Annotated in this window: 27 protein-coding genes; 8 read left to right on the top strand and 19 right to left on the bottom strand. The window is 69.1% G+C overall.

All coding sequences use genetic code 11. The features are described 5' to 3' along the window. Window positions 1-46 precede the first annotated feature (46 nt). The 3 genes from K0O62_RS11705 to map are packed head-to-tail and all read right to left on the bottom strand — an operon-like array spanning window position 47 to window position 3047. Window positions 47-706: a hypothetical protein gene (locus tag K0O62_RS11705; protein ID WP_073856144.1), complete on the bottom strand. Its 660-nt coding sequence runs from the start codon at window positions 704-706 to the stop codon at window positions 47-49. Further along, a complete protein-coding gene (locus K0O62_RS11700) occupies window positions 703-2193 on the bottom strand; it encodes a cobyric acid synthase (protein ID WP_264002234.1) in 1491 nt (496 codons plus the stop codon). Before K0O62_RS11700 ends, K0O62_RS11705 begins: the two co-directional genes overlap by 4 nt. Further along, the gene (map, locus tag K0O62_RS11695) at window positions 2190-3047 is read right to left on the bottom strand and encodes a type I methionyl aminopeptidase (RefSeq protein WP_073856143.1); all 858 of its coding nucleotides are present in this window, start codon (window positions 3045-3047) and stop codon (window positions 2190-2192) included. The genes K0O62_RS11700 and map overlap by 4 nt, the downstream gene beginning before the upstream one ends. A gap of 79 nt (window positions 3048-3126) precedes the next feature. Between map and K0O62_RS11690 the strand changes: the two genes are divergently transcribed. Beyond that, the gene (locus tag K0O62_RS11690; RefSeq protein ID WP_073856142.1) at window positions 3127-3504 is read left to right on the top strand and encodes a PaaI family thioesterase; all 378 of its coding nucleotides are present in this window, start codon (window positions 3127-3129) and stop codon (window positions 3502-3504) included. 9 nt (window positions 3505-3513) lie between these two features. On the opposite strand, the gene K0O62_RS11685 is transcribed toward K0O62_RS11690, so the two are convergent. The 6 genes from K0O62_RS11685 to dxr form a co-directional block, all read right to left on the bottom strand. Next, entirely contained in the window at window positions 3514-4074 is a 561-nt protein-coding gene (locus K0O62_RS11685; protein WP_073856224.1) for a DUF1707 SHOCT-like domain-containing protein, read from the bottom strand. 125 nt (window positions 4075-4199) lie between these two features. Beyond that, window positions 4200-6044, bottom strand: a complete 1845-nt coding sequence (locus K0O62_RS11680; protein ID WP_073856141.1) for a penicillin-binding transpeptidase domain-containing protein — start codon at window positions 6042-6044, stop codon at window positions 4200-4202. A gap of 86 nt (window positions 6045-6130) precedes the next feature. After that, entirely contained in the window at window positions 6131-6985 is an 855-nt protein-coding gene (locus K0O62_RS11675; protein WP_073856140.1) for a GNAT family N-acetyltransferase, read from the bottom strand. Window positions 6986-7039: 54 nt separating this feature from the next. After that, window positions 7040-8209 carry a flavodoxin-dependent (E)-4-hydroxy-3-methylbut-2-enyl-diphosphate synthase gene (gene ispG, locus K0O62_RS11670; protein WP_073856139.1) on the bottom strand — a complete coding sequence of 390 codons (1170 nt, stop codon included), beginning with the start codon at window positions 8207-8209 and terminating at the stop codon, window positions 7040-7042. Window positions 8210-8219: 10 nt separating this feature from the next. Next, the gene (locus K0O62_RS11665; protein ID WP_073856138.1) at window positions 8220-9455 is read right to left on the bottom strand and encodes a M50 family metallopeptidase; all 1236 of its coding nucleotides are present in this window, start codon (window positions 9453-9455) and stop codon (window positions 8220-8222) included. Next, window positions 9455-10654, bottom strand: coding sequence for a 1-deoxy-D-xylulose-5-phosphate reductoisomerase (dxr, locus tag K0O62_RS11660; protein ID WP_073856137.1), 1200 nt, complete (start codon window positions 10652-10654; stop codon window positions 9455-9457). Before dxr ends, K0O62_RS11665 begins: the two co-directional genes overlap by 1 nt. Before the next feature lie 81 nt (window positions 10655-10735). On the opposite strand from dxr, the gene K0O62_RS11655 reads away from it, so the two are divergent. Both K0O62_RS11655 and K0O62_RS11650 read left to right on the top strand, forming a co-directional pair. Beyond that, entirely contained in the window at window positions 10736-11413 is a 678-nt protein-coding gene (locus tag K0O62_RS11655) for a fasciclin domain-containing protein (protein WP_073856136.1), read from the top strand. Between the two features lie 127 nt (window positions 11414-11540). Continuing rightward, a complete protein-coding gene (locus K0O62_RS11650; RefSeq protein WP_234800055.1) occupies window positions 11541-12134 on the top strand; it encodes a fasciclin domain-containing protein in 594 nt (197 codons plus the stop codon). A gap of 13 nt (window positions 12135-12147) precedes the next feature. On the opposite strand, the gene K0O62_RS11645 is transcribed toward K0O62_RS11650, so the two are convergent. Continuing rightward, complete coding sequence (locus K0O62_RS11645; protein WP_073856135.1) at window positions 12148-12993, bottom strand: TIGR03619 family F420-dependent LLM class oxidoreductase; 846 nt, start codon at window positions 12991-12993, stop codon at window positions 12148-12150. Then, complete coding sequence (locus tag K0O62_RS11640) at window positions 12994-14481, bottom strand: amino acid permease (RefSeq protein ID WP_097933416.1); 1488 nt, start codon at window positions 14479-14481, stop codon at window positions 12994-12996. 96 nt (window positions 14482-14577) lie between these two features. Here K0O62_RS11640 and K0O62_RS11635 point away from each other — a divergent pair, with 96 nt between their 5' ends. After that, window positions 14578-14832 carry a DUF2631 domain-containing protein gene (locus K0O62_RS11635; RefSeq protein ID WP_073856133.1) on the top strand — a complete coding sequence of 85 codons (255 nt, stop codon included), beginning with the start codon at window positions 14578-14580 and terminating at the stop codon, window positions 14830-14832. Window positions 14833-14901: 69 nt separating this feature from the next. Here the strand turns inward: K0O62_RS11635 and K0O62_RS11630 are convergent, their stop codons facing one another. Beyond that, on the bottom strand, window positions 14902-15486 hold the full coding sequence (locus tag K0O62_RS11630; RefSeq protein WP_131817393.1) for a hypothetical protein: 585 nt from the start codon (window positions 15484-15486) through the stop codon (window positions 14902-14904). A 92-nt stretch (window positions 15487-15578) separates the two neighbouring features. Between K0O62_RS11630 and K0O62_RS11625 the strand changes: the two genes are divergently transcribed. Beyond that, complete coding sequence (locus K0O62_RS11625; RefSeq protein WP_073856132.1) at window positions 15579-16277, top strand: DUF427 domain-containing protein; 699 nt, start codon at window positions 15579-15581, stop codon at window positions 16275-16277. 29 nt (window positions 16278-16306) lie between these two features. Next, window positions 16307-16783, top strand: a complete 477-nt coding sequence (locus tag K0O62_RS11620) for a polyketide cyclase (RefSeq protein ID WP_073856221.1) — start codon at window positions 16307-16309, stop codon at window positions 16781-16783. On the opposite strand, the gene K0O62_RS11615 is transcribed toward K0O62_RS11620, so the two are convergent. The 6 genes from K0O62_RS11615 to K0O62_RS11590 are packed head-to-tail and all read right to left on the bottom strand — an operon-like array spanning window position 16776 to window position 22115. Then, the gene (locus K0O62_RS11615) at window positions 16776-17693 is read right to left on the bottom strand and encodes an alpha/beta hydrolase (protein WP_073856131.1); all 918 of its coding nucleotides are present in this window, start codon (window positions 17691-17693) and stop codon (window positions 16776-16778) included. The genes K0O62_RS11620 and K0O62_RS11615 overlap by 8 nt on opposite strands. Window positions 17694-17698: 5 nt before the next feature. After that, on the bottom strand, window positions 17699-18427 hold the full coding sequence (locus tag K0O62_RS11610; RefSeq protein WP_073856130.1) for an SDR family NAD(P)-dependent oxidoreductase: 729 nt from the start codon (window positions 18425-18427) through the stop codon (window positions 17699-17701). Beyond that, window positions 18424-19206, bottom strand: coding sequence for an HpcH/HpaI aldolase family protein (locus K0O62_RS11605; RefSeq protein ID WP_073856129.1), 783 nt, complete (start codon window positions 19204-19206; stop codon window positions 18424-18426). Before K0O62_RS11605 ends, K0O62_RS11610 begins: the two co-directional genes overlap by 4 nt. Continuing rightward, window positions 19203-20174, bottom strand: coding sequence for a zinc-binding dehydrogenase (locus K0O62_RS11600; RefSeq protein ID WP_073856128.1), 972 nt, complete (start codon window positions 20172-20174; stop codon window positions 19203-19205). Before K0O62_RS11600 ends, K0O62_RS11605 begins: the two co-directional genes overlap by 4 nt. A gap of 1 nt (window position 20175) precedes the next feature. Next, window positions 20176-21405: a cytochrome P450 gene (locus K0O62_RS11595; RefSeq protein ID WP_073856127.1), complete on the bottom strand. Its 1230-nt coding sequence runs from the start codon at window positions 21403-21405 to the stop codon at window positions 20176-20178. Window positions 21406-21410: 5 nt separating this feature from the next. Next, entirely contained in the window at window positions 21411-22115 is a 705-nt protein-coding gene (locus K0O62_RS11590) for an NIPSNAP family protein (protein ID WP_073856126.1), read from the bottom strand. 67 nt (window positions 22116-22182) lie between these two features. Between K0O62_RS11590 and K0O62_RS11585 the strand changes: the two genes are divergently transcribed. Together K0O62_RS11585 and K0O62_RS11580 are read left to right on the top strand one after the other, a co-directional pair. After that, window positions 22183-22998 (top strand): SMP-30/gluconolactonase/LRE family protein, encoded by an 816-nt coding sequence (locus K0O62_RS11585; RefSeq protein ID WP_073856125.1) that lies wholly within the window; start codon window positions 22183-22185, stop codon window positions 22996-22998. Between the two features lie 11 nt (window positions 22999-23009). Continuing rightward, a complete protein-coding gene (locus tag K0O62_RS11580; protein ID WP_073856124.1) occupies window positions 23010-23825 on the top strand; it encodes a thioesterase family protein in 816 nt (271 codons plus the stop codon). A 61-nt stretch (window positions 23826-23886) separates the two neighbouring features. Here K0O62_RS11580 and K0O62_RS11575 read toward each other — a convergent pair whose 3' ends face one another. Beyond that, window positions 23887-25188 carry an HNH endonuclease gene (locus K0O62_RS11575; protein WP_073856123.1) on the bottom strand — a complete coding sequence of 434 codons (1302 nt, stop codon included), beginning with the start codon at window positions 25186-25188 and terminating at the stop codon, window positions 23887-23889. Window positions 25189-25209 lie beyond the last annotated feature (21 nt).

The raw sequence follows: 25209 nt of genomic DNA, 5'->3' as shown, positions 1-25209 counted from the left end.
ATCCTCGGGTTCGGCGCAGCCGTTTCCCGGTCTTGCGCACCGGTCGTCACGGTGCCTCCAGACGCTGCGCCTGTTTACCGGTCGCCTCCAGAAACGTCTGCGGCAGCGTGGCTTTGACACCGATCGCCGGGTTCGGGGTGGGAAAGGCGACGGCGAACACCGCCATCGAGTTCACATTCTCGAAGGAGAAGTAGACGCTGCTGCGGGAGCCGGACAGCTCCATGGTCTGCTCGAAGACCAGGGCGCCGGGGCGCTCGGTGTCCAGTCGGGTGGTGGTCATCGGGATGGCCGGTGAACCGCGATCGAAGAAGGTCGAGAAGCTTGCGCAGCGCTGGGCGGTGGCTTCCAGCGCCTCGGTGTCCAGCGGCCAGCTCAGCACGGTGATCAGCATCCGGGCACCGTCGTAGCCGACGGTGTACTTGGCGGCACTGCCCGGTCCGCGCTCCGCCGTCGCGGTGATCACCTTGGTGAATCCCTCACTGCAACCCGGCGGGTCGGAGAGCATGGCCGGCGGCGCGCCGTCGCCGTCGGGCCGGCCGGGATTCTCGACGATGCGGTCGAACTGCACCCCGGCCGGGAAGTCCGCCGCGGTCAGCAGGACCCGCTCCAGGCGTTCTCCCGGCCAGGTCGCGGCGCCCTCGACCACACTCGTGCAGCCGGTCAGCGCCACCAGCGCGGTGAGCAGCACCGGCAGAGTCCGCATCATGTCCCCACGCTACCCAGCGAGGTGCCGATCACCGGGCGGGCCGGAACCCCGTCGAGCAGGCCGAGCAGCGCGTCGAGGTCGACATGGTCGGTGAGCGCATCGGCCATCAGGTCAAGTTGGCCGTCCCGGCGGGCGGTGACGCTGATGTCGCCGGCCACCTCGAAGCCGGACCGGCCGGCCGCCGCGGCCGCCTCGGTGAGCCAACCGCGGCGGACCTCGTCGTTGTCGAGCAGACCGTGCCAGTGCGTGCCGTAGACCGCACCCCGGCGGAGGCCCACGCCGAGCCAGTCGGTCTCGGCGCTGCGGGTCACCTGACCGTGGTGGATCTCATAGCCGTGCAGCGGAGTATCCCAGTGCCGCAACGTCTTCTCCCGCTCGAAGACGATGTCGGCGTCGAGCAGGCCGAGCCCCTCGACCCGGCCGGAGCCCGACTCGACGACGTCCTCGATGGACCGGCACAGCATCTGGAATCCGCCGCACACGCCCAGCACCGGCCGGCCCGCCGCGGCATGCGCGCGCACCACGTCGGCCAGCCCGCGTTCACGCAGCCAGCCCAGGTCGGACACCGTCGCCTTGCTGCCGGGCACCACCACCACGTCGGCCTCGGCGATCTCGGCCGCGTCGGCGACCCAGCGCACCGCCACCCCGGGTTCGCAGGCCAGCGCCTCCACGTCGGTGGAGTTCGAGATGCGGGGCAACCGCACCGCGGCGACCGTCAGCCAATCCGCCCCGCGCGGTTCGATCGGCCGCCCCAGTGCCTGCCCGGCCTGCACCGACAGCGAGTCCTCGGTGTCCAGCCACAGACCGTCCAGGTACGGGATGACGCCGTAGGTGGGCCGGCCGGACAGCTCCTGCAGTTGGCGCAGTCCGGGCTCCAGCAGCGCCGGGTCCCCGCGGAACTTGTTGACCAGGAATCCGCTGATGAGTTTCTGGTCCTGCGGCTCGAGCACGGCGACGGTCCCGAACAGGTGGGCCAGCAGTCCGCCGCGGTCGATGTCACCGACGACCACGACCGGCAGGCCACCGGCGCGGGCCAGCCCCATATTGGCCAGGTCGGTGGCCCGCAGATTGATCTCCGCGGGCGAGCCGGCGCCCTCGCAGATGACGACGTCGAACTCGGCACGCAGAGACTCCAGGTCGGCGTTGACGACCTCGGCGAGCCGGCGACGCCGGGTCAGGTAGTCCCCGGCGGCCATGGTGCCGGCGACCTGCCCGCGCACCACGAGTTGCGAGGTCCGGTCGCTGCCCGGTTTGAGCAGCACCGGGTTGAAACGCACGCTGGGCGCCAGCCCGGCGGCCCGGGCCTGCATGGCCTGGGCCCGGCCGATCTCGCCGCCCTCGACGGTGACCGCGGAGTTGTTGCTCATGTTCTGCGCCTTGAACGGCGCGACCCGAATCCCCTTGCGCGCCAAGAGCCGGCACAGCCCCGCGACCACCATGGACTTGCCGGCATCGGAGGTGGTGCCGGCGATCAGCAGTGCGCTCACACCAGCGTCAGAATGTCGGCACCGTCCTCGGTCACCACCAGGGTGTGCTCGAACTGGGCGGTCCATTTGAGGTCCTTGGTGGCCACCGTCCAGCCGTCGTCCCAGATCTCGTAGTCCAGCGAACCGAGGTTGATCATCGGCTCGATGGTGAACGTCATGCCCGGCTCCAGCACGGTCTGCACCGCCGGCTGGTCGTAGTGCAGCACCACCAGGCCGTTGTGGAAGGTCTCGCCGATGCCGTGGCCGGTGAAATCCCGGACCACGTTGTAGCCGAAGCGGTTCGCGTACGCCTCGATGACCCGGCCCACGATCGAGAGCTGCCGACCGGGCTTGACGGCCTTGATCGCCCGCATGGTGGCCTCATGGGTGCGCTCCACCAGCAGCCGGTGCTCCTCGGAGACGTCGCCGGCCAGGAAGGTGGCATTGGTGTCGCCGTGCACACCGTCCTTGTAGGCGGTGACGTCGATGTTGACGATGTCACCGTCCTCGATGACCGTGGAGTCCGGGATACCGTGGCAGATCACCTCGTTCAGCGAGGTGCAGCAGGACTTGGGAAAGCCCTTGTAGCCCAGGGTGGACGGGTAGGCGCCGTGGTCGAGCATGTACTCGTGGGCAACCCGGTCCAGGTGGTCGGTGGTCACGCCGGGGGCGACCGCCTTGCCGGCCTCGGCGAGCGCGCCGGCGGCGATCCGCCCCGCGACCCGCATCTTCTCGATCACCTCGGGGGTCTGCACCCACGGTTCGTGGCCTTCGACCGCGGTCGGCTTCCACGCGTATTCCGGGCGCGGGATGGACTTGGGCACCGGCAGCGTCGGGGACAGCTCACCGGAACGAAGTGGGGCGCGAACAGGCATACCGGACAGCCTAATCGTCACGTCGAGACGGTCCGAGAGTGAAACTCTCCACATGCGGTAATGGTGTTACCGTACGGCGGTGAGTGAAACGCACATCCTGACGCGGCTGGACTACCGGGAGGTCGAGTCGGCCGACGACCGGCTGGTGCTGGAGATGGAGAACCGGCCCGATCTCGCCAACGTCCGCGGTGCGCTGCAGGGCGGCCTGGTCGCCACGCTGATCGACATCGCGGCCGGGATGCTGGCCGGCCGGGCGACCGGCGCCGGGTATGACGTCACCACCGCCGACCTGAACATCCACTTCCTGGCGCCGATCATGGGCAAGGCCCGCGCCGAGGCGTCCGTCGTGCGGGCCGGCAAACGGCTCATCGTCACCGAGGTCGACGTCTTCGATGTGGATCGCGGACGGCTCGCCGCCAAGTCGACGCTCACCTTCGCGGTGCTCGAGCCGCGCTGAGCCCGCGAACTACGACGACCGGCGCAGCGTCGGCTTCCAGTTGCGGCGCGGCCCACGGATATCCACCGATCCGCACACCACCTTGCCGGTGAGGATGATGTGCGGGTTGCCCTCGGCGGGCGCATCGCCGCGATGGTCACGGGCACTGCCGACCACCACTTCGACATCGTCGATGGACGCGCTCGCCCCGGCGGGCAGGCGCAGTTCCAGGCCGCCGAACTTCAGGTCGAGTTCCACCACCACCATCGAACCCGCGAACCGGGCGCGGGTCAGGTCCAGATCCACCGACCCCATCCGCCGGGTCAGGGCCAGCCGGGTGGGCACCAGCCACTCCCCCTGACGTCTGAGCGAGCCCAGCACACCGCGCAGCTCGACCCGGTCGGCGGCCGAGGTGACGATCGCGCCCGGCCCGGGCAGATCGTCGACGAGTGCGTTGAGATCCGAATGCAGGCGCGCCTGTCCCACCAGGGCGGAGCGCTCCTCGAACTCGCCGATGTCGATCAGCCCCATGGCCACCGCGTTGTGCAGCCGGCGCAGGGTGCCGTTGCGGTCGGCGTCGGAGACCCGCATCCCCGTCTCGGGGATGCGCGGAATCGCCGAATCGGCGAGACGCCAGGTTCCCGGATCCTCGTTCATGTGTCGCCCTCCCACCGATAAGGCTACGAGGTGGCACGGCACACCATCGGACCAGGCCGTCAGGCCAGATAGTCCGGGGGCAGCCCGTTGAGCATGTCGCGGCACATCCGCACCGCGTACTCCGAACTGCCACCGCCGACGATGAGCGCCGCAAAGGCCATGTCGCCGCGGTAGCCGGTGAACCAGGCGTGCGAACCGCCGTTGAACTCGGCCTCGCCGGTCTTCCCACGGACGTCGCCGAGACCGTTGAGCTCCTTGGCGGTGCCGTTGGTGACCACCAGCCGCATCATCGGACGCAGGCCGTCGATGATCTCCGGGCTCAGCGGCTCACCGGTCTCACCGTCCACCTCGGTCTGGCGGCCCTCGATCAGATGCGGCACCGGGGTCCTACCGGCGGCCACCGTCGCGGCCACCAGCGCCATCCCGAACGGGCTGGCCAGCACCTTGCCCTGACCGAAACCGTCCTCGATGCGCTCGGTCAGATCCACCGTGGGGGGCACCGAGCCGGTCACCGTCGGGATCCCGTCGACCATGAAGTCCGGGCCGAGGCCGTAGCGGGCCGCCGCGGTGGTCAACCCGCGGGGCGGCATGGTGGACGCGAGTTGGGCGAAAGTGGTGTTGCAGGAGTTCGCGAAGGCCCGCGACAGCGGCACCGTGCCGAGGTCGAACGCGTTGTAGTTGGTCACCGTCCGGTGCCCGATATCCAGCGTGCCCGGGCAGCCCAGCAGCGTGTTGGGGGTGGCCAGATCGCGTTCCAGGGCCGCGGCGGCGGTGACGATCTTGAACGTCGACCCCGGCGGGTAGAGGCCCATGGTGGCGGTCGGCCCGTCGGCGTCGGCGGCGGCGTTCTGCGCGACGGCCAGGATCTCGCCGGTCGACGGTTTGATCGCCACGATCATCGCCTTCTTGCCGACCATGTCGACCGCGTCCTGCGCGGCGTTCTGCACGGCGCGGTCCAGGCTGATGGTCACCGAGGGCGCGGGGGTACCCGGCTCTTCGTTCAGCACGGCGACGTCGACGCCGTTCTGGTTGACGCTGACGATGCGCCAGCCGGGCTCGCCGACCAGGTCCTCGGTGACGGTCTTCTTGACCTCGGCCACGATCGCCGGCGCGAACTTCTCGTCGGTGGGCAGCATGTCGGGCTGCGGGGTGATCACCACGCCCGGCCGGGTGCCGATCGCCGGAAAGACCTTGTCGTAGTCGGACTTACGCAGGGTGATCAGGCTCCGCGGCCCGGTCCGCGAGCTGGTTTCCTCGGCCAGGCGCTGGGGATCGAGGGTGTCGTCGAAGGGCCGCAGCGCGTCGACGACCGCGCGCGCCGTCGGCATCAGCTCCGCGCCGGCGGCCTTGGCGTCCAGCGCGAAGTGGTACCGGTAGCCGGGCACCAGCACATTGCTGCCACCGCGCTCGTTGACCGAGGCCCGCCCCGGCGGATCGGCGCGCAGGGCCAGGGTCTGGTTCGTGCCCAGGCCCGGGTGCAGTCCGGTGGCACTCCAGCGCACCTGCCACTGGCCTTCGTTGCGCACCATGTTCAGCTCGCCGTCATACGCCCAGGTGCGGGCCTTCGGGAGGTGCCAGGTGTAGCGGAACTTCACGGTGCCGGTGTCCAGCGTGTACTTGGAGCCGGTGATCTGGGTGTCCAGCCGTTCGGCCTGCAGTCCGGCCCAGGCCTCGTTGAGCGCCGCCTGCGCCTCGGCCGGTTTGTCGGACAGCTGCGCGGCGGCGGCGGTGTCGCCGTCCACCAGCGCTTCGAAGAACTGCGCGGCAACGGGTTCGGGCCCGTCCGGCTTGGGGGTACAGGCGGTGAGGGAACCGACGGTCACGACGACAGCGAAGACCGCGGCCGCGCTCAGCGTGCGCGACGTCCGTGATGCTGTTGAGGTTAACGATGCCAGCGATGTCATTGTGGCTGATGTTAAGAGTGTGACGGCGGGTTGCGTCGGAGGCGCACCGAGACGCAACCGTGATCCCGCCGAGATGGCGAAGTGGCTCAGTCCAACAGGACGGTGGCAAACGTGCCCACCTGGGTGAAGCCGATCTTCGTGTAGGTGGCGCGGGCCACCTCGTTGAATCCGTTGACATAGAGGCTGGCGATACGGCCCCCGCGCAGCACGGCATTCGACACCGTGGCGGTGCCGGCCGCCCCGAGGCCGCGGCCCCGCCAGGCCGGGTGCACCCACACGCCCTGGATCTGGCCGACCGTCGGCGACTGCGATCCGACCTCGGCCTTGAAGACCACCTCGCCGCGCTCGAACCGCGCCCACGCCCGGCCCGCCGCGATCAGACCGGCCACCCGGCGCCGGTAGCTGCGGCCGCCGTCGCCGAGCCGGGGGTCGATGCCCACCTCGCCGATGAACATGTCGATCGCCGCCACCAGGTAGGCGTCGAGCTCCTCCATCCGCACCGGCCGGACCGCGGGGTCGGCCGTACAGAGCGAGGGGGCGTGCAACGCCATCAACGGCTGATCGGCCCGCACGTCACGGGCCACACCCCAACCCGATTCCAGCCGCTGCCACAGCGGCAACACCAGTTCGGCGCGGCCGACCAGGGAGGAACACCGCCGCGGCGCGCGCAGCGCCTTGTCGGCGAACGCCATCAGGTCGGCGTCGGTGCCGCGCAAGGGGATCAGATTGGCCCCGGCGTAACACAGCGAGTCCGCCGGTGTCCCCCGTGTCCACAACTCGCCGCCGATGGCGCTCGGGTCGACCCCGAACTCCAGCACCCGGCAGGCCACCATGCAGGACGCGACCGCATCCGCTTCCAGGACGGCCCGCACCTGACCGAGGTCACGGACCACCGAGACCTGTCGGTCGCCGGTGACACGTGACAGTGGTGGAGCCGACATTCGGGACTCTTTCTGGCAAACCTGATCTGGTGAGCCCGCTCACAGGGCCAGGTTTCAGCTTACGGTGACAACCGGCGGACCGGAGGGAGTTCCACCGGCGCCGGCGGCGCCCTCGGATTCGGCCGCGATGCGCATCGCTTCCTCGATCAGCGTCTCGACGATCATCGCCTCGGGCACCGTCTTGACGACCTCGCCCTTGACGAAGATCTGCCCCTTGCCGTTACCGGATGCCACACCCAGGTCGGCCTCACGTGCCTCGCCGGGCCCGTTCACCACGCAGCCCATCACCGCCACGCGCAACGGGATGTCCATCCCTTCCAGGCCTGCGGACACCTCGTTGGCCAGCGTGTACACGTCGACCTGGGCGCGCCCGCAGGACGGGCAGGACACGATCTCCAGGCCGCGCGGGCGCAGGTTCAGCGATTCCAGGATCTGGTTGCCGACCTTGATCTCCTCGGCCGGCGGGGCGGACAGCGACACCCGGATGGTGTCGCCGATGCCGCGGCTCAGCAGCGCGCCGAACGCCACCGCCGACTTGATGGTGCCCTGGAAGGCCGGCCCTGCCTCGGTGACGCCGAGGTGCAGGGGGTAATCGCACTGCGCGGCCAGCTGCTCGTAGGCCTCGACCATCACCACCGGGTCGTTGTGCTTCACGCTGATCTTGATGTCGCCGAAGCCGTGTTCCTCGAACAGCGAGGCCTCCCACAGCGCCGACTCGACCAGCGCCTCCGGGGTGGCCTTGCCGTACTTCTCCAGCATCCGCTTGTCCAGCGAGCCGGCGTTGACCCCGATCCGGATGGGGATGTTCGCCGCCGCAGCCGCTTTCGCGACCTCCTCGACCCGGCCGTCGAACTCCTTGATGTTGCCCGGGTTCACCCGCACGGCCGCGCAACCGGCATCGATGGCGGCGAAGATGTACTTGGGCTGGAAGTGGATGTCGGCGATGACCGGGATATTGGCCTTCTTGGCGATGATCGGCAGCGCGTCGGCGTCCTCCTGGCGCGGGCAGGCCACCCGCACGATGTCGCAGCCCGACGCGGTCAGCTCGGCGATCTGCTGCAGCGTCGCATTGATGTCGTGCGTCTTGGTGGTGCACATCGATTGCACCGAGATCGGCGATTCGCTGCCCACCCCGACATTGCCGACCTTGAGCTGACGGGTCTTGCGGCGCGGCGCGAGGACCGGCGGCGGCGGTGCCGGAATGCCCAACCCGATGTTCGTCATTGCTTGTCTCCTATTGGAAAAGGCTGATGGGGTTGACCACGTCGGCGGTGACGGTCAACAACATATAGACGCCGACCACGGCGAGAACGACGTAGGTGGCGGGCATCAACTTCATGTAGTCCACCGGGGCACCGGGCAGCAGCCCACGTGCCTTGCGGAACATGTTGCGGAGCTTCTCGTAGGTGGCGACCGCGATGTGCCCACCGTCGAACGGCAGCAGGGGCAGCAGGTTGATCGCGCCGAGCACGAAGTTCAACTGCGCCAGCAGGAACCAGAACAGCACCCAGAGGTCGTTCTCGATCGCCTCGCCGCCCAACCGGCTCGCACCGACGACGCTCATGGGCGTCTCCGGATCGCGTTCACCGCCGCTGATCGACTCCACCAGCGCACCGACCTTGGTCGGGATCTTGAGCAGCGCCTCCCCCAGCTTGACCGAGAGCTCGCCGGTGAAGGCGACGGTGGCCGGGACCGCCGACAGCGGGTTGTACTGCGTCGGGCCGGGCGGCAGTGCGGCGCTGACGCCGATCGCCCCGACGGTCTCGGGGGTCTCGGCGTCCTTGGAGGTGAAGCGCTGGGTCTGCGCGACGTCGACCACCGTGGACAGCCGCTGCCCGTCGCGTTCGTAGACCACCTGGACCGGGCCGTCGAGCGCCCGGATGGCGGCGGCCATATCGGCGAACGTCGCCACGTCGGTGTCGCCGACCTTGACGATGGTGTCCCCGCTCTGGATTCCGGCCAACGCGGCCGGACCCGGACCCGGCTGCGGGCAGGGGCCGTAGGGGTTCTCCCCGCTCTTGGCGACCTGCGGTGCGACACAAGAGGTTTCACCGACGATCGCGGTGGTCGGGGGGTTCAGATCGGGCAGGCCCCAGATGTTGGCGATGCCGTAGATGATGACCAGCCCGAGCACGAAGTTCATCCCGGGCCCGGCGAACAGCACGGCGACGCGCTTCCACACCTTCTGCCGGTACATCGCGTACTTCTCGTCCTCGGGGGCGATCTCGTCGTGGGTGGTCATGCCCGCGATATCGCAGAAGCCGCCCAACGGGATGGCCTTGACGCCGTACTCGGTGTACCCGAGTTTGTTGGCCTTCTTGGTCGACCACAACGTGGGCCCGAAGCCCACGAAGTAACGGCGCACTTTCATACCGGTGGCGCGGGCCACCCACATGTGACCGCACTCATGCCACGCCACCGACAGCAGGATGCCCAGCGCCATCGCCGCGATGCCCAATACGTACAACATCATCGGCTTGCTGCTACCTCCTGGCTGACTGCGCTGCGGGCCCGGTCACGGGCCCAGTCCTGCGCTTCGAGTATCTCTTCCACGTTAGCGGGTTCGGCGGCCCACTGATCTGCGGCGTGCAGCACATCGGCCACCGTCCGCACGATCGCAGGGAAGGGGATCCGTCCCTGCAGGAACGCCTCCGCGGCCTCCTCGTTGGCGGCGTTGTACACCGCGGTCAGGCTGCCCCCGCGCTGCCCGGCCGCCCGGGCCAGCTGCACCGCCGGGAAGACCGCATCGTCGAGCGGTTCGAACGTCCAGGTCGACGCCGTCGTCCAGTCGCACGCCGCCGCGGCCCCGGGCACCCGCGCCGGCCACCCCAGCGCCAGTGCGATCGGCAGCTTCATATCGGGCGGGCTGGCCTGGGCGATGGTGGAACCATCGGTGAAGGTCACCATCGAATGCACGATGGACTGCGGGTGCACCACCACGTCGATGCGGTCGTAGTCGATGCCGAACAGCAGATGCGTCTCGATGAGCTCCAGGCCCTTGTTCACCAGGGATGCCGAGTTCAGGGTGTTCATCGGCCCCATCGACCAGGTGGGATGGGCGCCGGCCTGCTCCGGGGTGACCGACTCCAGGTCGGCGGCCGCCCAGCCGCGGAACGGGCCGCCGGAGGCGGTCAGCACCAGCCGGGCCACCTCGTCGGGGCTGCCCGAGCGCAGGCACTGCGCCAGCGCCGAATGCTCGGAGTCCACCGGCACGATCTGGCCGGGCGCGGCCGCCTTGAGGACCAGCGGACCGCCGGCCACCAGGGATTCCTTGTTGGCCAGCGCGAGCCGGGCGCCGCTGTGCAGGGCGGCCAGGGTCGGTTTGAGACCGAGCGCCCCGACGAGGGCGTTGAGCACCACGTCGGCCCCGGTCTCCTCGACGATGCGGGTGGCCGCGTCCGGGCCGCGGTAACGGGCCTCGACGCCGGCGTCCGGATCGGCGACCGCGACATTGGTCACCCCGGTCTCGGCGGCCTGAGCGGCCAGCAGGTCCGGGTTGCCGCCGCCGGCGGCCAGCCCGACCAGTTCGAAACGGTCCGGGTTGGCGGCGATGACCTCCAGCGCCTGGGTACCGATCGATCCGGTGCTGCCCAGGATCAGGACGCGGCAGCGGGAGGCGGGAGTCGTCACGCACCCATTGTGCCCCGACTTCGATCCGAACCCATCCATCCGGCACGCGGTACCGAATAGCGGATGTAGGTGCACACGGGTGCGGCACCGGCCGGCCCGCCAACAAGGAAGTTGAGCCTGATGAAACTCACTCACCATCGGATCGCATTCGCCGGAGTCGCGGCGGTGGCGGCGCTGGGGTTGTCTGCATGTTCGGGGTCGTCCACCGACAGCAGTGACGCCAGTTCTTCGGTGTCCTCCATGACGGAGTCGATGACCTCCTCGATGGCACCGGAGCCTTCGACCACGATGGCGGCGCCGGCGGGCGCGCTGGTCGGCAAGGGTTGCGCCGCGTACGCCGAGCAGGTGCCGACCGGACCCGGTTCGGTCGAGGGCATGGCCGCGGACCCGGTCACCGTGGCCGCATCGCACAACCCGATGCTCACGACGCTGACGCAGGCCCTGTCGGGGCAGCTGAACCCGGACGTGAACCTCGTCGCCACCCTCGACGGCGGTGAGTTCACCGTCTTCGCTCCCACCGACGACGCCTTCGCCAAGATCGACCCCGCCACCCTGGAGACACTCAAGACGGATTCCGACCTGCTCACCTCGATCCTGACGTATCACGTTGTGCCCGGCCAGGTTTCCCCCGATCAGGTGGCCGGGGACCACACCACAGTGCAGGGCGAAACGGTCACCGTGACCGGTTCCGGCGACGACCTGTTGATCAACGACGCCGGCTTGGTGTGCGGCGGGGTGAAGACCGCCAACGCCACCGTCTACATGATCGACACCGTGTTGATGCCGCCGGCCAACTAGCTCGGCGCGCCCATTGAGACCGGCGAGGCAGTCTTTCCCCCCGAGCGGGCTGCCTCGCCCCGACTTCGCACACCTCATCCACAACCAGACGACATCCGCAACCAGACGCCACAACGAAGGAATACTCATGAAGCTCTCGATGAACAGCCAGAAGATCACCGGTGCCGCGTGTGCCGCGGCGGCGGCGGCCGGCCTCCTGCTCACCTCGACCGGCGTGGCGAACGCCGAACTGGTCGGTCCCGGCTGCGCCGCCTACGCCGCGCAGCACCCGGAGGGCCCGGCATCGGTCTCCGGGATGGCGCACGATCCGGTCGCCGTCGCGGCGTCGAACAACCCGTTGCTGACCACGCTCACCTCCGCGCTGTCCGGCAAGTTGAACCCACAGGTCAACCTCGTCGAGACGCTCGACAGCGCACCCGCGCTGACGGTCTTCGCGCCCACCGATGAGGCGTTCGCAAAGATCGACCCGGCGACCATCGAGCGGTTGAAGACCGATTCGGCGCTGCTGACCAGCATCCTGACCTATCACGTGGTCCAGGGACAGGCCGGGCCCGCGCAGGTCGCGGGCACCCACACCACGCTGCAGGGCGGGGATGTGACCGTGACTTCGGGTGCGCCCGGTGAGCTCAAGGTCAACGACGCGAACGTGGTGTGTGGAGGCGTGCAGACCGCGAATGCGACCGTCTACCTGATCGATTCGGTGCTGATGCCGCCGATGTGATGGTGGGCCGGGATCACCGGAACCGGCTGATGATCTTCTCCGCGAACCGCAAGGTCGCGCCGCGCTGATCCTCGGCCACCGCCCACGGGGCGCAGAGCACCGCGGTGATCCCGGCCTCCTCGGCCCGCTGATACAGCTCGACCGAGGGCCGGTCCAGCAGCGCGAGCAGCACCTCGAACGGCTCGTCGGCCCGGCCGTATTCGCGGCGCAGTTCTCGCAGCCGGTCCACGTAGCGCACCGCCTCCTCGAGCACATAGGCGGTGCCGACCCAGCCGTCGCACAGCCGGGCGGCCCGGCGCAACGCCACCTCGGACTCACCGCCGCACAGGATCGGTACCGGTGCCGGCGGGTGCGGCTCGAGCATGAGTTCGGGCACCTCGTAGTACTCCCCGCTCCAGGACACCCAGCCGCCCTGCCACAGCGCGCGCAGCGCGGGGATCATCTCGTCGAGCCGTTTCCCGCGGGTCGCGAAGTCCTGGCCCATCAGCTCGTATTCCTCGCGCATCCAGCCCACGCCGACGCCGAGTGACACCCGTCCCTCGGAGACCTCGGCGGCCGTGGCCACCATCTTGGCGACCTCCAGCAGCGGCCGGGACGGGGCGACGTACACCGCATTGGAGAACCGCAGGTTGGTGGTCAGCGCCGCCATCGCGCCGATCATCACCCAGGAGTCCGGCCAGGCCGTGTCCGGCGCCCAACCCGGTTTCCCGCTCTCCGAGGGATACCGCGACCGCAGTTCCTTCGGGTAGATCATGTGGTCGGCGCAGATGACACCGTCGAACCCGGCCTCGTCGAGGATCTGGGCGATCTCCAGCGCCGCTCTGGTGGGCATGAACGGCGTCCCGCTCCAGAACTGCATTCAGTGGACCTCCGGGGCCAGCCCGGCCTGACGCTTGCCCAGCAGCGAATGCCGCCGTCCGTAGAGCAGGTAGACCGCCACACCGATGGCCATCCAGACGGCGAACCGGACCCAGGTCAGCCCGGTCAGGTTCAGCATCAGCCACAGGCAGGCGATGATCGAGGCGATCGGCAGCCACGGCACCAGGGGCACCCGGAAGCCGCGCTTGAGGTCCGGGCGGGTACGGCGCAGCACGATGACGCCGGCCGAGACGAGGATGAACGCGAACAGGGTGCCGACGTTGACCATCTCTTCGAGCTTGCCCACCGGGAACAGCGACGCCGCGATGGCGATCAGCACCGCGACCAGCACGGTGATACGCACCGGGGTGCCGTGCGACCCGGTGCGCGCCATCGACCGCGGCAGCAGACCGTCCCGCGACATCGCGAACAGCACCCGCGAGAGCCCCAGCATCAACACCATCACCACGGTGGTCAGCCCGGCCAGCGCGCCGATGGAAATCACCTTCGCGGCCCAGCCCACCCCGTTGAGTTCGAATGCGGTGGCCAGGTTCGGGTGACCCGCGCCGGCCTCCCTGAGTTCCAGATAGGGCGCCATGCCCGCCAGCACCACCGCGACCGCCACGTAGAGCACGGTGACGATGGCCAGTGACGCCAGGATGCCCTTGGCGACATCGCGCTGCGGGTTCTTGGTCTCCTCGGCGGTGGTCGCCACCACGTCGAAGCCGATGAAGGCGAAGAACACGATCGACGCACCGGCCAGCAGGCCGTAGACGCCGTAGTGGCTACTCGCCGCGCCGGTCAGCAGGGAGAACAGCGACTGGTCCAGGCCCGAACCGCCGGCGTCGGCGCCGGTCTCGGCGGGCGGGATGAACGGGTCGTAGTTGGCGACCTTGATGTAGAAGGCGCCGACGATCACCACCAGCAGCACGACCGCGACCTTGATGGCGGTGATGACCAGACTGAAGTGCGAGGACAACTTGGTGCCCATCGCCAGCAGGACGGCCACCACGCCGACGATCAGCAGGGCGCCCCAGTCGAGGTCCAGCGGACCGATCGCGACGACACCGCCGGAGAATCCGAACACCGTGCCCAGATAACTGGACCAGCCCTTGGCGACCACGGCGGCGCCGATGGAGAACTCCAGGATCAGGTCCCAGCCGATGATCCAGGCGACGAACTCACCGAAGGTGGCGTAGGAGAACGTGTAGGCGCTACCGGCCACCGGCACCGTGGAGGCGAACTCCGCGTAGCACAGCGCCGCCAACCCGCAGGTGACGGCGGCCAGGATGAAGGACAGCGAAATCGCCGGGCCGGTGATGTTGGCCGCGGTTGAGGCGGTCACCGTGAAAATGCCGGCGCCGACGACGACCGACACCCCGAACACGGTGAGGTCCCACCACGTCAGATCCTTACGGAGCCGGGTGTCGGGTTCGTCGGTGTCGGCGAGGGACTGCTCGACCGATTTCCTGCGCCAGCGCTCTGTCACGTACGCAACGTACCGATAGTGATGCCCCATCGGGTGATATCCCCGTGGTATGCCAGAATGGCCGCAGTAATCCAGGCATACGCGTGAGGAGTATCCGTGGGCAAGACCGAGGTCGAGCGCTACACCGGCGTCGACGAAGTAGAAGTGCCGTCGGCCAAGTGGGGCTGGTCGGCAGAGAACCCGCGCGTCCTGCACTTCATCGGCATCTTCTCGGCGGTGTTGCTCCTGCTGATGACCCACGGCAACCACGTCGGTCATGTCGAGGACCTGTTCCTCATCATCTTCGCCGTGTTGATCCTCGGGATCGTCGCGCGCGACTGGATCGCCCGCAGCCGCGGCTGGTACCGCTAACCGCACTCGACGACAACGCCCCGGAGCCATCCCCAGAAACGGCCGGCCCGGGGCGTTTTCGTGTGTGCGTCAGCGGATTGCGGTCAGATCCGGCCCGTCGGCCGGGTACCAGAGGGCGCGGCTGTGGAAGTGCTCGACGGGGGCGGCCGCCCTGCCCAGCCCCGCGGCGGCCAGGGCGTGGGTCTTGAACACACGCGCGGCCGGGCTGAGCCGGTACTGCGCGGGGCCCACGGAGAAGCCGACATCCAGGCTCCCGCAGTCACCCCAGATGGTCACCTCCGCGGTGCCGCGTCTGAGCGCGTCGATGACATGGCGACGGACGGTCGGATCCGCGCCGAGCAGGTTCGCGGGCACCGCTAGCGCCGCGGGGTCGGCCGCCAACGACCGGGCCTGTGCACCCGCGGCGACGGCGCGGACGCCGAGGATCTCCAACGGTCGCCCGTCACTGGAGGCCGGGACCACGACGGTGACCTTCCATCCGGCACGAACCCGGTCGTAGAGCCAGCCCCCGGCGCCGCCGACCACGTCCCGGACATCGGCGGCCACCACTGTGAGGTCATAGGACAGCAGCGCGCTCGCCGAGGCGCGCACGCCCACCCCTCTTCGCTCGCCGAACGGGTGACGCTCATCGGGTCTGATCGGGGTGGGTTTCACGCTGGCTGTCTCCTTCACGATCCATCTGGACGGAGGCGGCATGGCCGCTTCCCCAGCGTGACATTTATTCGACAATCTGTAAAGCTCTCCGCATGACTCTGTATGCCGGACGCGGCCCGCTGAGCCGGGATCCGGCCGGCGAGTTCTTCCCGGCCGTCCCCGATGACCTGGTGTTCATCGAACCCCACCCGCGGCGCATCCGGGCGGTCCGCAACGGCCGCAACGTGATCGACACCGAATCTGCGTTGATGGTGCACCGGCGCGATCACCCGCTGAGCTACGCGTTCCCCGTCGCCGAGGTCGGCGGCCTGCCCAGCGAGCCCGTCCCACAGAAGCCCGGCTATGTGCGGGTGCCGTGGGACGCGGTCGACAGTTGGTTCGAGGAGGGACGCCTGCTGGTCCACTATCCGCCGAATCCGTATCACCGGGTGGACTGTCTGCCGACCAGCCGGGGGTTGCGGGTCGGTATCGGCGACACCGTGCTGGTGGACACCGTCGACACCGTGATCGTCTACGAGACCTCCTTGGCGCCAAGGCTGTACGTCGACCCGGCGGCGGTGCGCACCGATCTGCTGCGCCGCAGCGAGACCACCAGCTACTGCAATTACAAGGGCCATGCGACGTACTGGTCGGCAGTGATCGACGGCGCGGTGGTGGCCGATGTGGCGTGGAGTTACGCCGATACGCTTCCGGAATCTGCTGCCATCAAAGGATTCCTGAGTTTTGATGACACCCGCGTGGATATGATCGCCGAGCTGCCCGGCGGCGGCACCGGCGACTGCGGTTGCTGACATCCACCCCTGTGCAGGAAGGCACCCCGTTGGGCATCGTCACCACCAGCTCCGAGACCGCGTTCACCCAAACCGCGGAGAAAATCTACGATTTCGTCACCAATCCGGTCAACTGGGCCAAGACCTATCCGGGCGGGCCGCGGATCACCGGCGTGCGGGACACCCTGCCGCTGCGGGTGGGTGACACCTGGCAGGAGGCCCATCCCACCGAGGACCGGGTGTTCACCTGGCAGCTGGCGATCGCCACCCGACCGCGCATGTGGGTGTTCAGTTCGGTCGGCCGCCTCGGCACCGACTATGAGGGCAACGGCGGCTTCGAGGGCCGGATGACCATCGAATACCACTTCAGCCGGCCCGATCCCGGTGTCACGCTGTTCAAGCGCACCATGACCATCGAGGCCTACCGGGACGCGCCGATGGGTGACGGGTTCTTCCGGATCGTCAACCCATCCCACATCGACGCCTATCACGCCGCGGTCGCCCGCGAACTCGACGCGCTCAGCTGAGCGCCAGGGCTCGGCGCACCGCCGTGCCCTGCAGTTCGAACAGCTGCGTGCTGATCTCCCAGTCCGGCACCAGCGAATCGAACCCGTGGCAGGTGCCGGCGAACACGTGCAGATCGGTCGGCACACCCGCCCACATGAGCCGCAGCGCGTAGTCGACGGCCTCGTCGCGCAGCGGGTCGAGTTCCGAGCAGCTGATGAACGCCGGCGCCAGACCGCTCAGGTCGGCGGCCCGGGCGGGCACCGCGCCCGCCGCCGGCTCGGCGCCGGCCAGGTAGTGGCGCCACATCAGTTCCGCTGCGGGACCGTCGAATCCGGGGGTGTCGTGGAATTCCTGCTTGGACGGGGTGAGCCCGTCGTCGAGCACCGGCTGATGCAGGAGCTGGAATCGGATCTGCGGCGCGGCCCCGTCGGCGGCGCACTGGGCCAGCCGGGCCGCCAGTGCGCCACCGGCGCTGCTGCCCGCGACCGCCAGCCGGTCCGCTGCGATCCCCCACGTTCCCGCGTGCTGCGCCGTCCAGTGCAGGACGGCCAGGGCATCGTCGAGACCGGCCGGGTAGGCGTGTTCCGGGGCCAGTCGGTAGTCCACCGACACCACGATGACGCCGGCCCGGCGGGCCAGTTCGACGCACTGCAGGTGATCGGTGTCCAGGTTGCCCAGCACGAACGCCCCGCTGTGGCAGTACAGGACGGCGCCCGCGGTGCCGCCCCGGTAGATGCGGACCGGGACGTCCCCGCCGGCCACCGCGTCCTCCACGGTGACACCGGTGGTGTCGATGCGGGTCGCCCCGTCGGCGCGGCGCTGGTCCAGAAATGCGCGCACCGCCGGCAGCGCCTCGGCGCTCAGGTCGGTGCGTGCCGCCGCCAGGTGACGCAGGGCGGGATCGAGCCGGTCGGCGATCTCCTCACTCATGCGCGCTATCCGATCTGCAGCATCTGGCCGCCGTCGACCACCAGTTCCGAACCGGTGATGAAGGAGGCGTTGGCCGACACCAGGAAGGCCACCGCGTCGGCCACCTCGACCGGGCTGCCCAGCCGCCCGGCGGTGGAGGTCTGCGCCAGCCGGGTCTGGGTGCGTTCGTCGAGCATCGGGGTGGCGATCGGGCCCGGGAAGACCGCGTTGACCCGGATGCCGGTCGGGGCCAGTTCCGCGGCGACGGCCTGGGTGAGGCCGCGCAGCGCCCATTTGGACGAGCCGTAGGCCGAGTGGTTCGGGAATGGCCGGATGGCGCTGGTGCTGCAGGTGTTCACGACCGAGGCGCCCTCGGCGGCCTTCAGGTGCTCCAGCGCCGCCTGGATGCCCAGGAACGGGCCCAGACAGTTCACCCGCCAGCTGCCCTCGAATCCGGCCGCGGTCTCGTCGGCGATCCCGGCCCGGTGCAGCACGCCGGCGTTGTTCACCAGGGTGCGCAGGGACCCGAACCGCTCGACGGTCGCGGCGACCGCGGCGTGCCACTGCGCCTCGGAGGTGACGTCGAGTTCGAGGGCGAGGACGTCGTCGCCGTATCCGGCTGTGCTGTCGTGTAATTCATCGAGGAGCAGGTCGCAGGCCGCGACCCGGAAGCCGTCGGTGTGCAGTCGCGCGACGATCGCCGCACCCTGTCCGCGCGCCGCGCCGGTCACCAGCGCCACCGGTTGTGTCGTCACTGCAGGTATCCGTCCTGTCCGGCCGGGTCGGTGGTGCCGGCGGTTGCCTCGCTCAGGTGCGCCGCGGCCCCGCGGCGCAGCGCCTGGGATTCCGACGCCAGGGTGATCATCCGGAACCCCATGTCGGCCAAGGTCTTTCCGATCTGTCCGGTCCCGGCATGGATTCCGGTGACCAGTCCGGCGGCGGCGGCGGTGTCCTGGATCTCGGCCATCGCCGCGCGGACGTCGGGGTGGGTCCAGGCATCGGAGAGCCGATGTCCCATCGAGATCGCCAGGTCGGCGGGCCCGAGATAGATGCCGGTGAGGCCGGGTACGGCACAGATCTCATCGAGCGCGGCCAGCCCACGGGCGGTTTCGATCATCACGTAGACGCTGGCCTCGGCCTCCAGCGCCACGGTGTCGTGGCCCAGCGACGCCCGCAGCGGTCCGAAGCTGCGTACCCCGGCCGGGGCGTAGCGGGTGGCGGCGACCGCGGCGGCGGCCTGCTCCGCGGATTCCACCATGGCGATGATGACGGCGTCGGCGCCGGCGTCGAGTACCCGGCCGATCGGGGCGGGATCGGCCGAGGGCAGTCGCACCGCGGTGGCGATCGGTACGTGCTCGAGGCGACGCAGCAGCAGCGCGACATCGGCGTCGTCGAGATAGCCGTGTTGGACGTCGAATCCGACGTAGTCGTAACCGGCCTGGGCGAATTCCTCGGGGCCGATGATGGTGGGTCCGACCACCCAGCCGCCCCAGATCTGGTCGCTGGCGGCCAGGGCGTCCTGCAGGCGGCTCATGCGGGGTCCCCCACGATCGCTATCTTGACGCGGGTCGGGTCGGGCGTACAGGCCTGTTCGAACGCCGACTGCGCCTGATCGGCTCCGAAGGTGTGGGTGAGGTAGGCGGGAAGCAGGTCGGGATGCGCGTGGGCGAACGCGTCGGCGGCGGCCAGCACCCGCCGGCGTTCCAGCGTCACACCGGATTTCAGGGTCAGATTGTTACGCAGCATGGTGCGCATGCTGATCGGGTAGCTGTCGTCGTCGGGGACCCCGAAGTAGAACACCGTGGCCCCGAAGGCGGCGGCCTCCAGCGCGTGGTTCAAGGTGGCCACCTGATGTCCGACGGTCTCCACCACGATGTCGAACGTTTCTGTCAGGTGCCGCACCCACCGGTCGCTGGTCGCGCGCACCACCTCGTCGACCCCGAAGACCGGCCCCAGGGCGGCCCGGTCGACGGGATCCACCCCGGTGACGTGGGCGGCGCCGGCGGCCTTGAGCACATAGGTGAACAACAGGCCGATGGAGCCCTGTCCGATCACCGCGACGCGTTTGCCGGTCACGTCACCGAGTTGTTCCACGGCGTAGAGCACACAGGCCAGCGGTTGCAGACCGATGGCGTGGGCCGGGCTCAGATCCGGTGCATAACAGAGCAATCCGTCACCGTCGGCGACCACCTGGGCCTGCAGTCCGTCGAAACCGGATGCCCAGCCGACCACCCGGTCCCCCACCGCATGGTCGGCGTGGGCGCTGGCCAGGACTTCCCCGGCGATCTCGTGGATCGGGAATCCGTCCATCTCGGCGGCGCAGCAGCCGGTGTCGCCGGGCAGCCGGCCCTGGGTGCCGCGGAAGCCGGGCAGGTCGCTACCGCAGATGCCGGCGGCCAGGAATCCCAGCAGCACCTGGCCCGGGGCCAGGGTGTCCGGATCGGGAACGGGGCGGTCGGTGCGTTCGAAGGTGAACGGCGCGATCAGTCGGTATCCCCACATGTCAGACCTCCACCGGGACGTTGTTCCAGCCCCACTGGAAACTCGACGGGGGCCGGGCGGCGGCCTCGGTGATGATCCGGTAGTCGCCCACCCGCTTGAACCACTCCTGCATCATGATGGTCACCTCCAGGCGGGCGACGTGCACGCCCAGGCAGAAGTGCTGGCCGTGCCCGAAGGACAGCAACCGCTCGATGGGGCGGTTCCAGATGAAGGCGTCCGGGTCCGGGTACTCGCGTTCGTCGCGGGCCGCCGAGGCCAGCAGGGTGATGATGCGCTGGCCCGGGTTGATGGTGGTGCCGTGGATCGTGTACGGGCGGCGCACCGTTCGGGCGAACCACTGGGCCGGTGCGGTGTAGCGCAGGATCTCCTCGCGCGCGATCGGCACATTGGCGTCCGGGTCGGCGCGCACCGCGGCGAGCTGATCGGGGTGTTCGGCGAGTTGCCACAGCCCGGCCGCGGTGATCTTCGGGACGGTCTCGGTACCGCCGATGAACACCCCGAGCATCTGGGTGGCGGCCTCGGTATCGCTGAAGCCGGACCCGTCGGGCAACACGAAGTTGATCAGACTGTCGGCGATCGGCACACTGCCGTCCGCCCCTTCGGCGCGGCGGCGTTCGATGATCGGGGTCAGGTACGACAGGAAGCCGGGCCGCGAATTGGCGACCTCGACGCCCTCCCCGGGCTGTGCGAGGCTGCCGGCGTTGACCGTCGCCAGCACCTCGGGCGCCAGTTCGACCGGCAGGCCCACGAATTCGCACACCATGGTGGCCGCGACGTGTCCGCCGTAGTCCTGGGTCAGATCGAAGGTGCCGCGCGGCAGCAGCTCGTCGAGGCGTTCGTTGGCCACCGTGCGGATGCGGTCGGCCAGGGTGGCCGCCGAACGCGGCCGGAACTGCGCCGAGGTGCAGCGGCGCACGTTCTCATAGATCGGTGAGTCGAAGTTGGCGTGAAACGGCATGGGGTGCAGCGGCGGATCGGCGACCGGCCCGCTGTTGTGGTGTTCCAGCACCGCCGCGGACGGCAGGGTGCCCTCGGATGCCACGAAGGTGCCGTCGGTCAGGCGCAGCGCCTCCCAGATGTCGGCGAACCGGGACAGTGCGTAGGTGTCCCACTTCGGCAGGTAGTACACCGGATGCTCATCACGCAGCACCCGGTAGAACGGCAGCGGGTCGGCCATCACCGCCGGATCGAATGGGTCGTATGAGAAGTCCTGCGCGACTGTCTTTTCCATGATGCCTACTGCAGCGGGGACGGCGGCAACGCGGCGAGGATGGAGTCCTCCCAGCCGTCGCGCAGCGCGGGAGCGACCGACATCCAGGTGACAATCTCGGCGGGGGGCGAGTCCTTCCAGGACGGGTAGTGGTTCTCGAAGCAATCCCAGCCGCCGTCGAGCGCCCAGTAGTGGATGACCTCATTGAACCGGAAGGTGGTGGTGAAGGACCCGAGCCAACGCTTACCGGTGCTCTCCGACCACGGCACATAGAGCCGCTCCAGTTCGCGGATGTAGTCGTCCTGCTTGCCCGGTTTGGTCTGCATGATCTCCTGGATCACCAGCTCGGCCTTGAATCCTTCGTCCCGCAGTTGCTCCAGGTTCCGGTTCTGCGGGGCGGCGTACATGATCCGGCCCTCACCGTGAGCGCCGATACCGGACAGGTAGGCCGCCCACTGCGCCGCCGCGGTCGCATGGCTACCGCCGCGAGCCTGGGCCTTGCCGATCCGGGCGTAGTCGGCGAATGCGTCGATCTCCCAGATGACGGTGACCTGCGGCCAGTTTCCGTTGTAGGGCGTGCTCTCCCAGAGCGCGAACAACCGGGCCCCGAGCTGCTCCATCATGGGGTGGTAGATCCCGTCGAACCGCTCGGTGAACTCATCGCTGTTGCCGCGACCCAGTTCGATCGTCTCGTGCAGATACAACAACGTGTGGCGGTGATATTTACGCACCCAGGGAGCGTGACATTCGAGGCGTGTTTTGTAAAGGTATGGGCACCGTGTCGGTTATCGTGGCCGCATGACAGTCCAGCCGCTGGCCAACGGGTTCTGCTTCGGCGAGGGCGCGCGCTGGTTCGAGGGGCTGGTGTGGTTCTCCGACATGCTCGGCGAAGCGGTGCACACCGTCACGCTGCAGGGTGAGATGTCCACCCTGGCGCTACCCGGCCACGCACCGTCGGGCCTGGGTTTCCGACCCGACGGCACTCTGTTGATCGCCTCCACCAAGACGCGCCAGATCCTGGCCTATGACGGTGAAACCGTCTCGGCACTGGCCGATCTCACCGATCTGGTGCCGGCCGACCTCGGCGATATGGTCGTCGACGCGCATGGGCGTGCCTACATCGGTTCGCAGGCGCGCGAGGGTGGGGTGATCGTCGCGCTCGATCCGGACGGCCGGGCGACGGTGATGGCCGAAGACCTCAGCTTTCCCAACGGCATGGTCATCTCCCCCGACGGCACGTTCATCGTCGCCGAGTCCACCGCACGACGGCTGACCGCGTTCACCGTCGCCGACTCCGGCGCCCTGCACGACCGGCGGGTGTTCGCCGACGGCCTGGACGGCCCGCCGGACGGGCTGGCGGTGGACGCCGAGGGCGGGGTGTGGGCGGCGATGACCCTGGCCCACCAGTTCGAACGCATCACCGGCGGGGGGACGACAGCCCTCGTCACGGACCGGATCGACATGGCCGGGCGTACCGCGATCGCGTGCGCACTGGGCGGCCCCGAGGGCCGCACCCTGTTCCTGCTGTCCAGCACGGACGCCTACCCCGAGCGGTTGATCGGCACCAGGTTGTCCACCCTCGACGCGGTCAGCGTCGACGTTCCCGCACCCTGAAAGAAGCCCCCATGTCGGATTCCTATTACGAACTCGTCGATGCCGACGACCCGGTCGGCGAGAAGTTCGCAGCCACCGATCTGGTGCGCAGCACCTGGTCGGCGTCCATCCAGCACGGCGCACCGGTGTCGGCGCTGCTGGCCCGCGCCCTGGAACGCTGCGAGCAGCGCGAGGACACCCGGCTCAGCCGGGTACTGATCGACCTTCTGGGTCCGGTACCGGCCGAGGGCGATCTGTGGGTGCGGGCGCGGCGGGAACGCTCCGGCAAGCAGATCGAGTTGGTGACCGCCGAGATGCTGGCCCCCGGCCCGGACGGCACCCCGCGGCCGGTGGCCCGGGCCAGCGGCTGGCGGTTGCAGCAGCAGGACACCAGCGCGGTGCTGCACGCCGCCGCGGCGCCGTTGCCCCCACTGGCCCAGGCCCGCAGCCGTGACATGGCCAAGGATTGGGACCGCAACTATGTGCACAGCATCGACTGGCGTTGGTTGACAACACCATTGGCAGACGGTCCGGGTGAATCCTGGCTCAGCCCGACCGTGGACGTGGTCAAGGGCGAGTCGATGACACCACTGCAACGGTTGTTCGCGGTCGCCGATGACGCCAATGGGATCGGCACCAAGCTGGATATCCGGCAGTGGACGTTCATGAACACCGACCTGGTCGTGCACATCCACCGGGTGCCCGAGGGCGAGTGGATCGGCATCCGCGCCGAGACCAACTACGGCCCCGACGGGATCGGCACCACGCTGGGCACCCTGTTCGACGAGCAGGGCCCGGTCGGCGCAATCCAGCAGTCGGTGCTGGTGCGCCGGCGAGAGAAGCGTTAGCGGTCCGGCTCCGCAGTCCCCGGTTCACTGTGTAGTTGTCAAGGTGCGCTTGAGGTCTGGGTTATGCAGCGGCCGGCAGATCGGTCATGGTGCGTCGTGCGTGGGAGCGTAGGTGTGCGGGTTCGGGGCCGGCCGGGTCGTGGGGCGGGATGAACCAGGGGTGCCGGTCGGGGCCGAGGTAGACCTGCCAGCCACCGTGGTGGACCAGGGTGTGGTGGCATCGGCAGAACAGCACCCCGTTGTCCAGACTCGTTGCGCCCCCTTCGCTCCAGGGCTGGATGTGGTGGGCGTCGCACCAGGACACCGGTCTTCCGCAACCGGGGAACGCGCACCCACCGTCACGCACCCCCAAAGCTTTTCGCAGCGCGGGCGGAAACAGCCGTTCGCTGCGCCCGATATCCAGTGGTACACCGGTGTGGTCGACGATCACCGAAGTCAGGGTGCTGTCACAGGAGATCAGGTCGGCGGTGACGGCGCTGATCGGCCCGCCGAACCCGAGAGTGTCCACGGATTCCGGCCGGATCAGGGTGACGTGCGGGAGCACCCCACCGGAGGTCGGGCGCTGCGAGTTCGACAGGTAGGTGCGCAGCAGCTGACCGAACGCGTCCGCCCGACGCCGCCCAGCCGGCCGCGGGTCCGGCGTCCCGTCAGGGAGTGGAACGGGCCGACACAACGGATCCAACGCCGCGAACAGTTCCTCTCCGGTGAGCACATCGAGATCCAGGGTGGCGGCGACCCGGCCTTCGTCGGTCTGCACCAGGGTCATCTCGTTGAGGTCAGTGTTCTCGGCGACCGGCACCGTCCCCGCTGCCTCCGGTTGTGTGGCGGCTTTGTCGATGGCGATCTCGCGGGCTTTCTTGCCCACCTCGGCGGGGGTGGTCTGGATCATCAGTTTCGTCACGACCCCGGCCCGGTCGTCCTCGGTCAACTCAACCCGGGCGTTGATGTGGGCGACTCCTCTTCCGACCGCGTCGGCGAACTCGATACCGATCCCACCGAGACGCTGCTGCCGGGTCAAGGCCGCCAACGTGGGCGCCGCCCGGCCCACCCGCGCAGCCCGCAGCGCCGCACCCGGGGCCACCCCGATGCTCGTGAGCAGATCGGCCCCCGAGCGCAGGTGACGCCGCGCCGGGATCCCGAGCCGCTCCGCGGCCGCGGACGCCGACGCGATCACGTGGTCGAGCAGGTTACGGGCGTTCACGGCAGCCACCAGCACCGCGAGCAGCGGTGCTTCATCGACGATCCGCCGGGGACTGTCGAGTAGATGGAACAGCGTTCGCTCAGCATCGTCGTCCGAGGTCGGAACCTCAACGAGATCATCGATCAACGCAGCGACGAACGTGTCGAGATGGGTGGCGTCCATGACGGATACCGACTTTCACAG

The organism is Mycolicibacterium diernhoferi (genome assembly GCF_019456655.1).
Lineage (GTDB): Bacteria > Actinomycetota > Actinomycetes > Mycobacteriales > Mycobacteriaceae > Mycobacterium > Mycobacterium diernhoferi.
The sequence above is the reverse complement of the archived record's forward strand: the minus strand, read 5'-3'. Positions and strand labels throughout refer to the sequence as shown.

Coding starts and splice junctions, on each gene's coding strand:
- K0O62_RS11645 (WP_073856135.1), bottom strand. CDS start 12,993: ATGCAGTTCTGGAGCGGGACGCCGTTCATGCCCACCAGAGCGGCGCTG.
- K0O62_RS11615 (WP_073856131.1), bottom strand. CDS start 17,693: ATGAGTGAGGAGATCGCCGACCGGCTCGATCCCGCCCTGCGTCACCTG.
- K0O62_RS11625 (WP_073856132.1), top strand. CDS start 15,579: ATGACTCTGTATGCCGGACGCGGCCCGCTGAGCCGGGATCCGGCCGGC.
- K0O62_RS11595 (WP_073856127.1), bottom strand. CDS start 21,405: ATGGAAAAGACAGTCGCGCAGGACTTCTCATACGACCCATTCGATCCG.
- K0O62_RS11650 (WP_234800055.1), top strand. CDS start 11,541: ATGAAGCTCTCGATGAACAGCCAGAAGATCACCGGTGCCGCGTGTGCC.
- K0O62_RS11675 (WP_073856140.1), bottom strand. CDS start 6,985: ATGTCGGCTCCACCACTGTCACGTGTCACCGGCGACCGACAGGTCTCG.
- K0O62_RS11585 (WP_073856125.1), top strand. CDS start 22,183: ATGACAGTCCAGCCGCTGGCCAACGGGTTCTGCTTCGGCGAGGGCGCG.
- K0O62_RS11605 (WP_073856129.1), bottom strand. CDS start 19,206: ATGAGCCGCCTGCAGGACGCCCTGGCCGCCAGCGACCAGATCTGGGGC.
- K0O62_RS11600 (WP_073856128.1), bottom strand. CDS start 20,174: ATGTGGGGATACCGACTGATCGCGCCGTTCACCTTCGAACGCACCGAC.
- map (WP_073856143.1), bottom strand. CDS start 3,047: ATGCCTGTTCGCGCCCCACTTCGTTCCGGTGAGCTGTCCCCGACGCTG.
- K0O62_RS11705 (WP_073856144.1), bottom strand. CDS start 706: ATGATGCGGACTCTGCCGGTGCTGCTCACCGCGCTGGTGGCGCTGACC.
- K0O62_RS11655 (WP_073856136.1), top strand. CDS start 10,736: ATGAAACTCACTCACCATCGGATCGCATTCGCCGGAGTCGCGGCGGTG.
- K0O62_RS11580 (WP_073856124.1), top strand. CDS start 23,010: ATGTCGGATTCCTATTACGAACTCGTCGATGCCGACGACCCGGTCGGC.
- K0O62_RS11680 (WP_073856141.1), bottom strand. CDS start 6,044: ATGACATCGCTGGCATCGTTAACCTCAACAGCATCACGGACGTCGCGC.
- K0O62_RS11685 (WP_073856224.1), bottom strand. CDS start 4,074: ATGCGGGTCTCCGACGCCGACCGCAACGGCACCCTGCGCCGGCTGCAC.
- K0O62_RS11575 (WP_073856123.1), bottom strand. CDS start 25,188: ATGGACGCCACCCATCTCGACACGTTCGTCGCTGCGTTGATCGATGAT.
- ispG (WP_073856139.1), bottom strand. CDS start 8,209: ATGACGAACATCGGGTTGGGCATTCCGGCACCGCCGCCGCCGGTCCTC.
- K0O62_RS11665 (WP_073856138.1), bottom strand. CDS start 9,455: ATGTTGTACGTATTGGGCATCGCGGCGATGGCGCTGGGCATCCTGCTG.
- dxr (WP_073856137.1), bottom strand. CDS start 10,654: ATGGATGGGTTCGGATCGAAGTCGGGGCACAATGGGTGCGTGACGACT.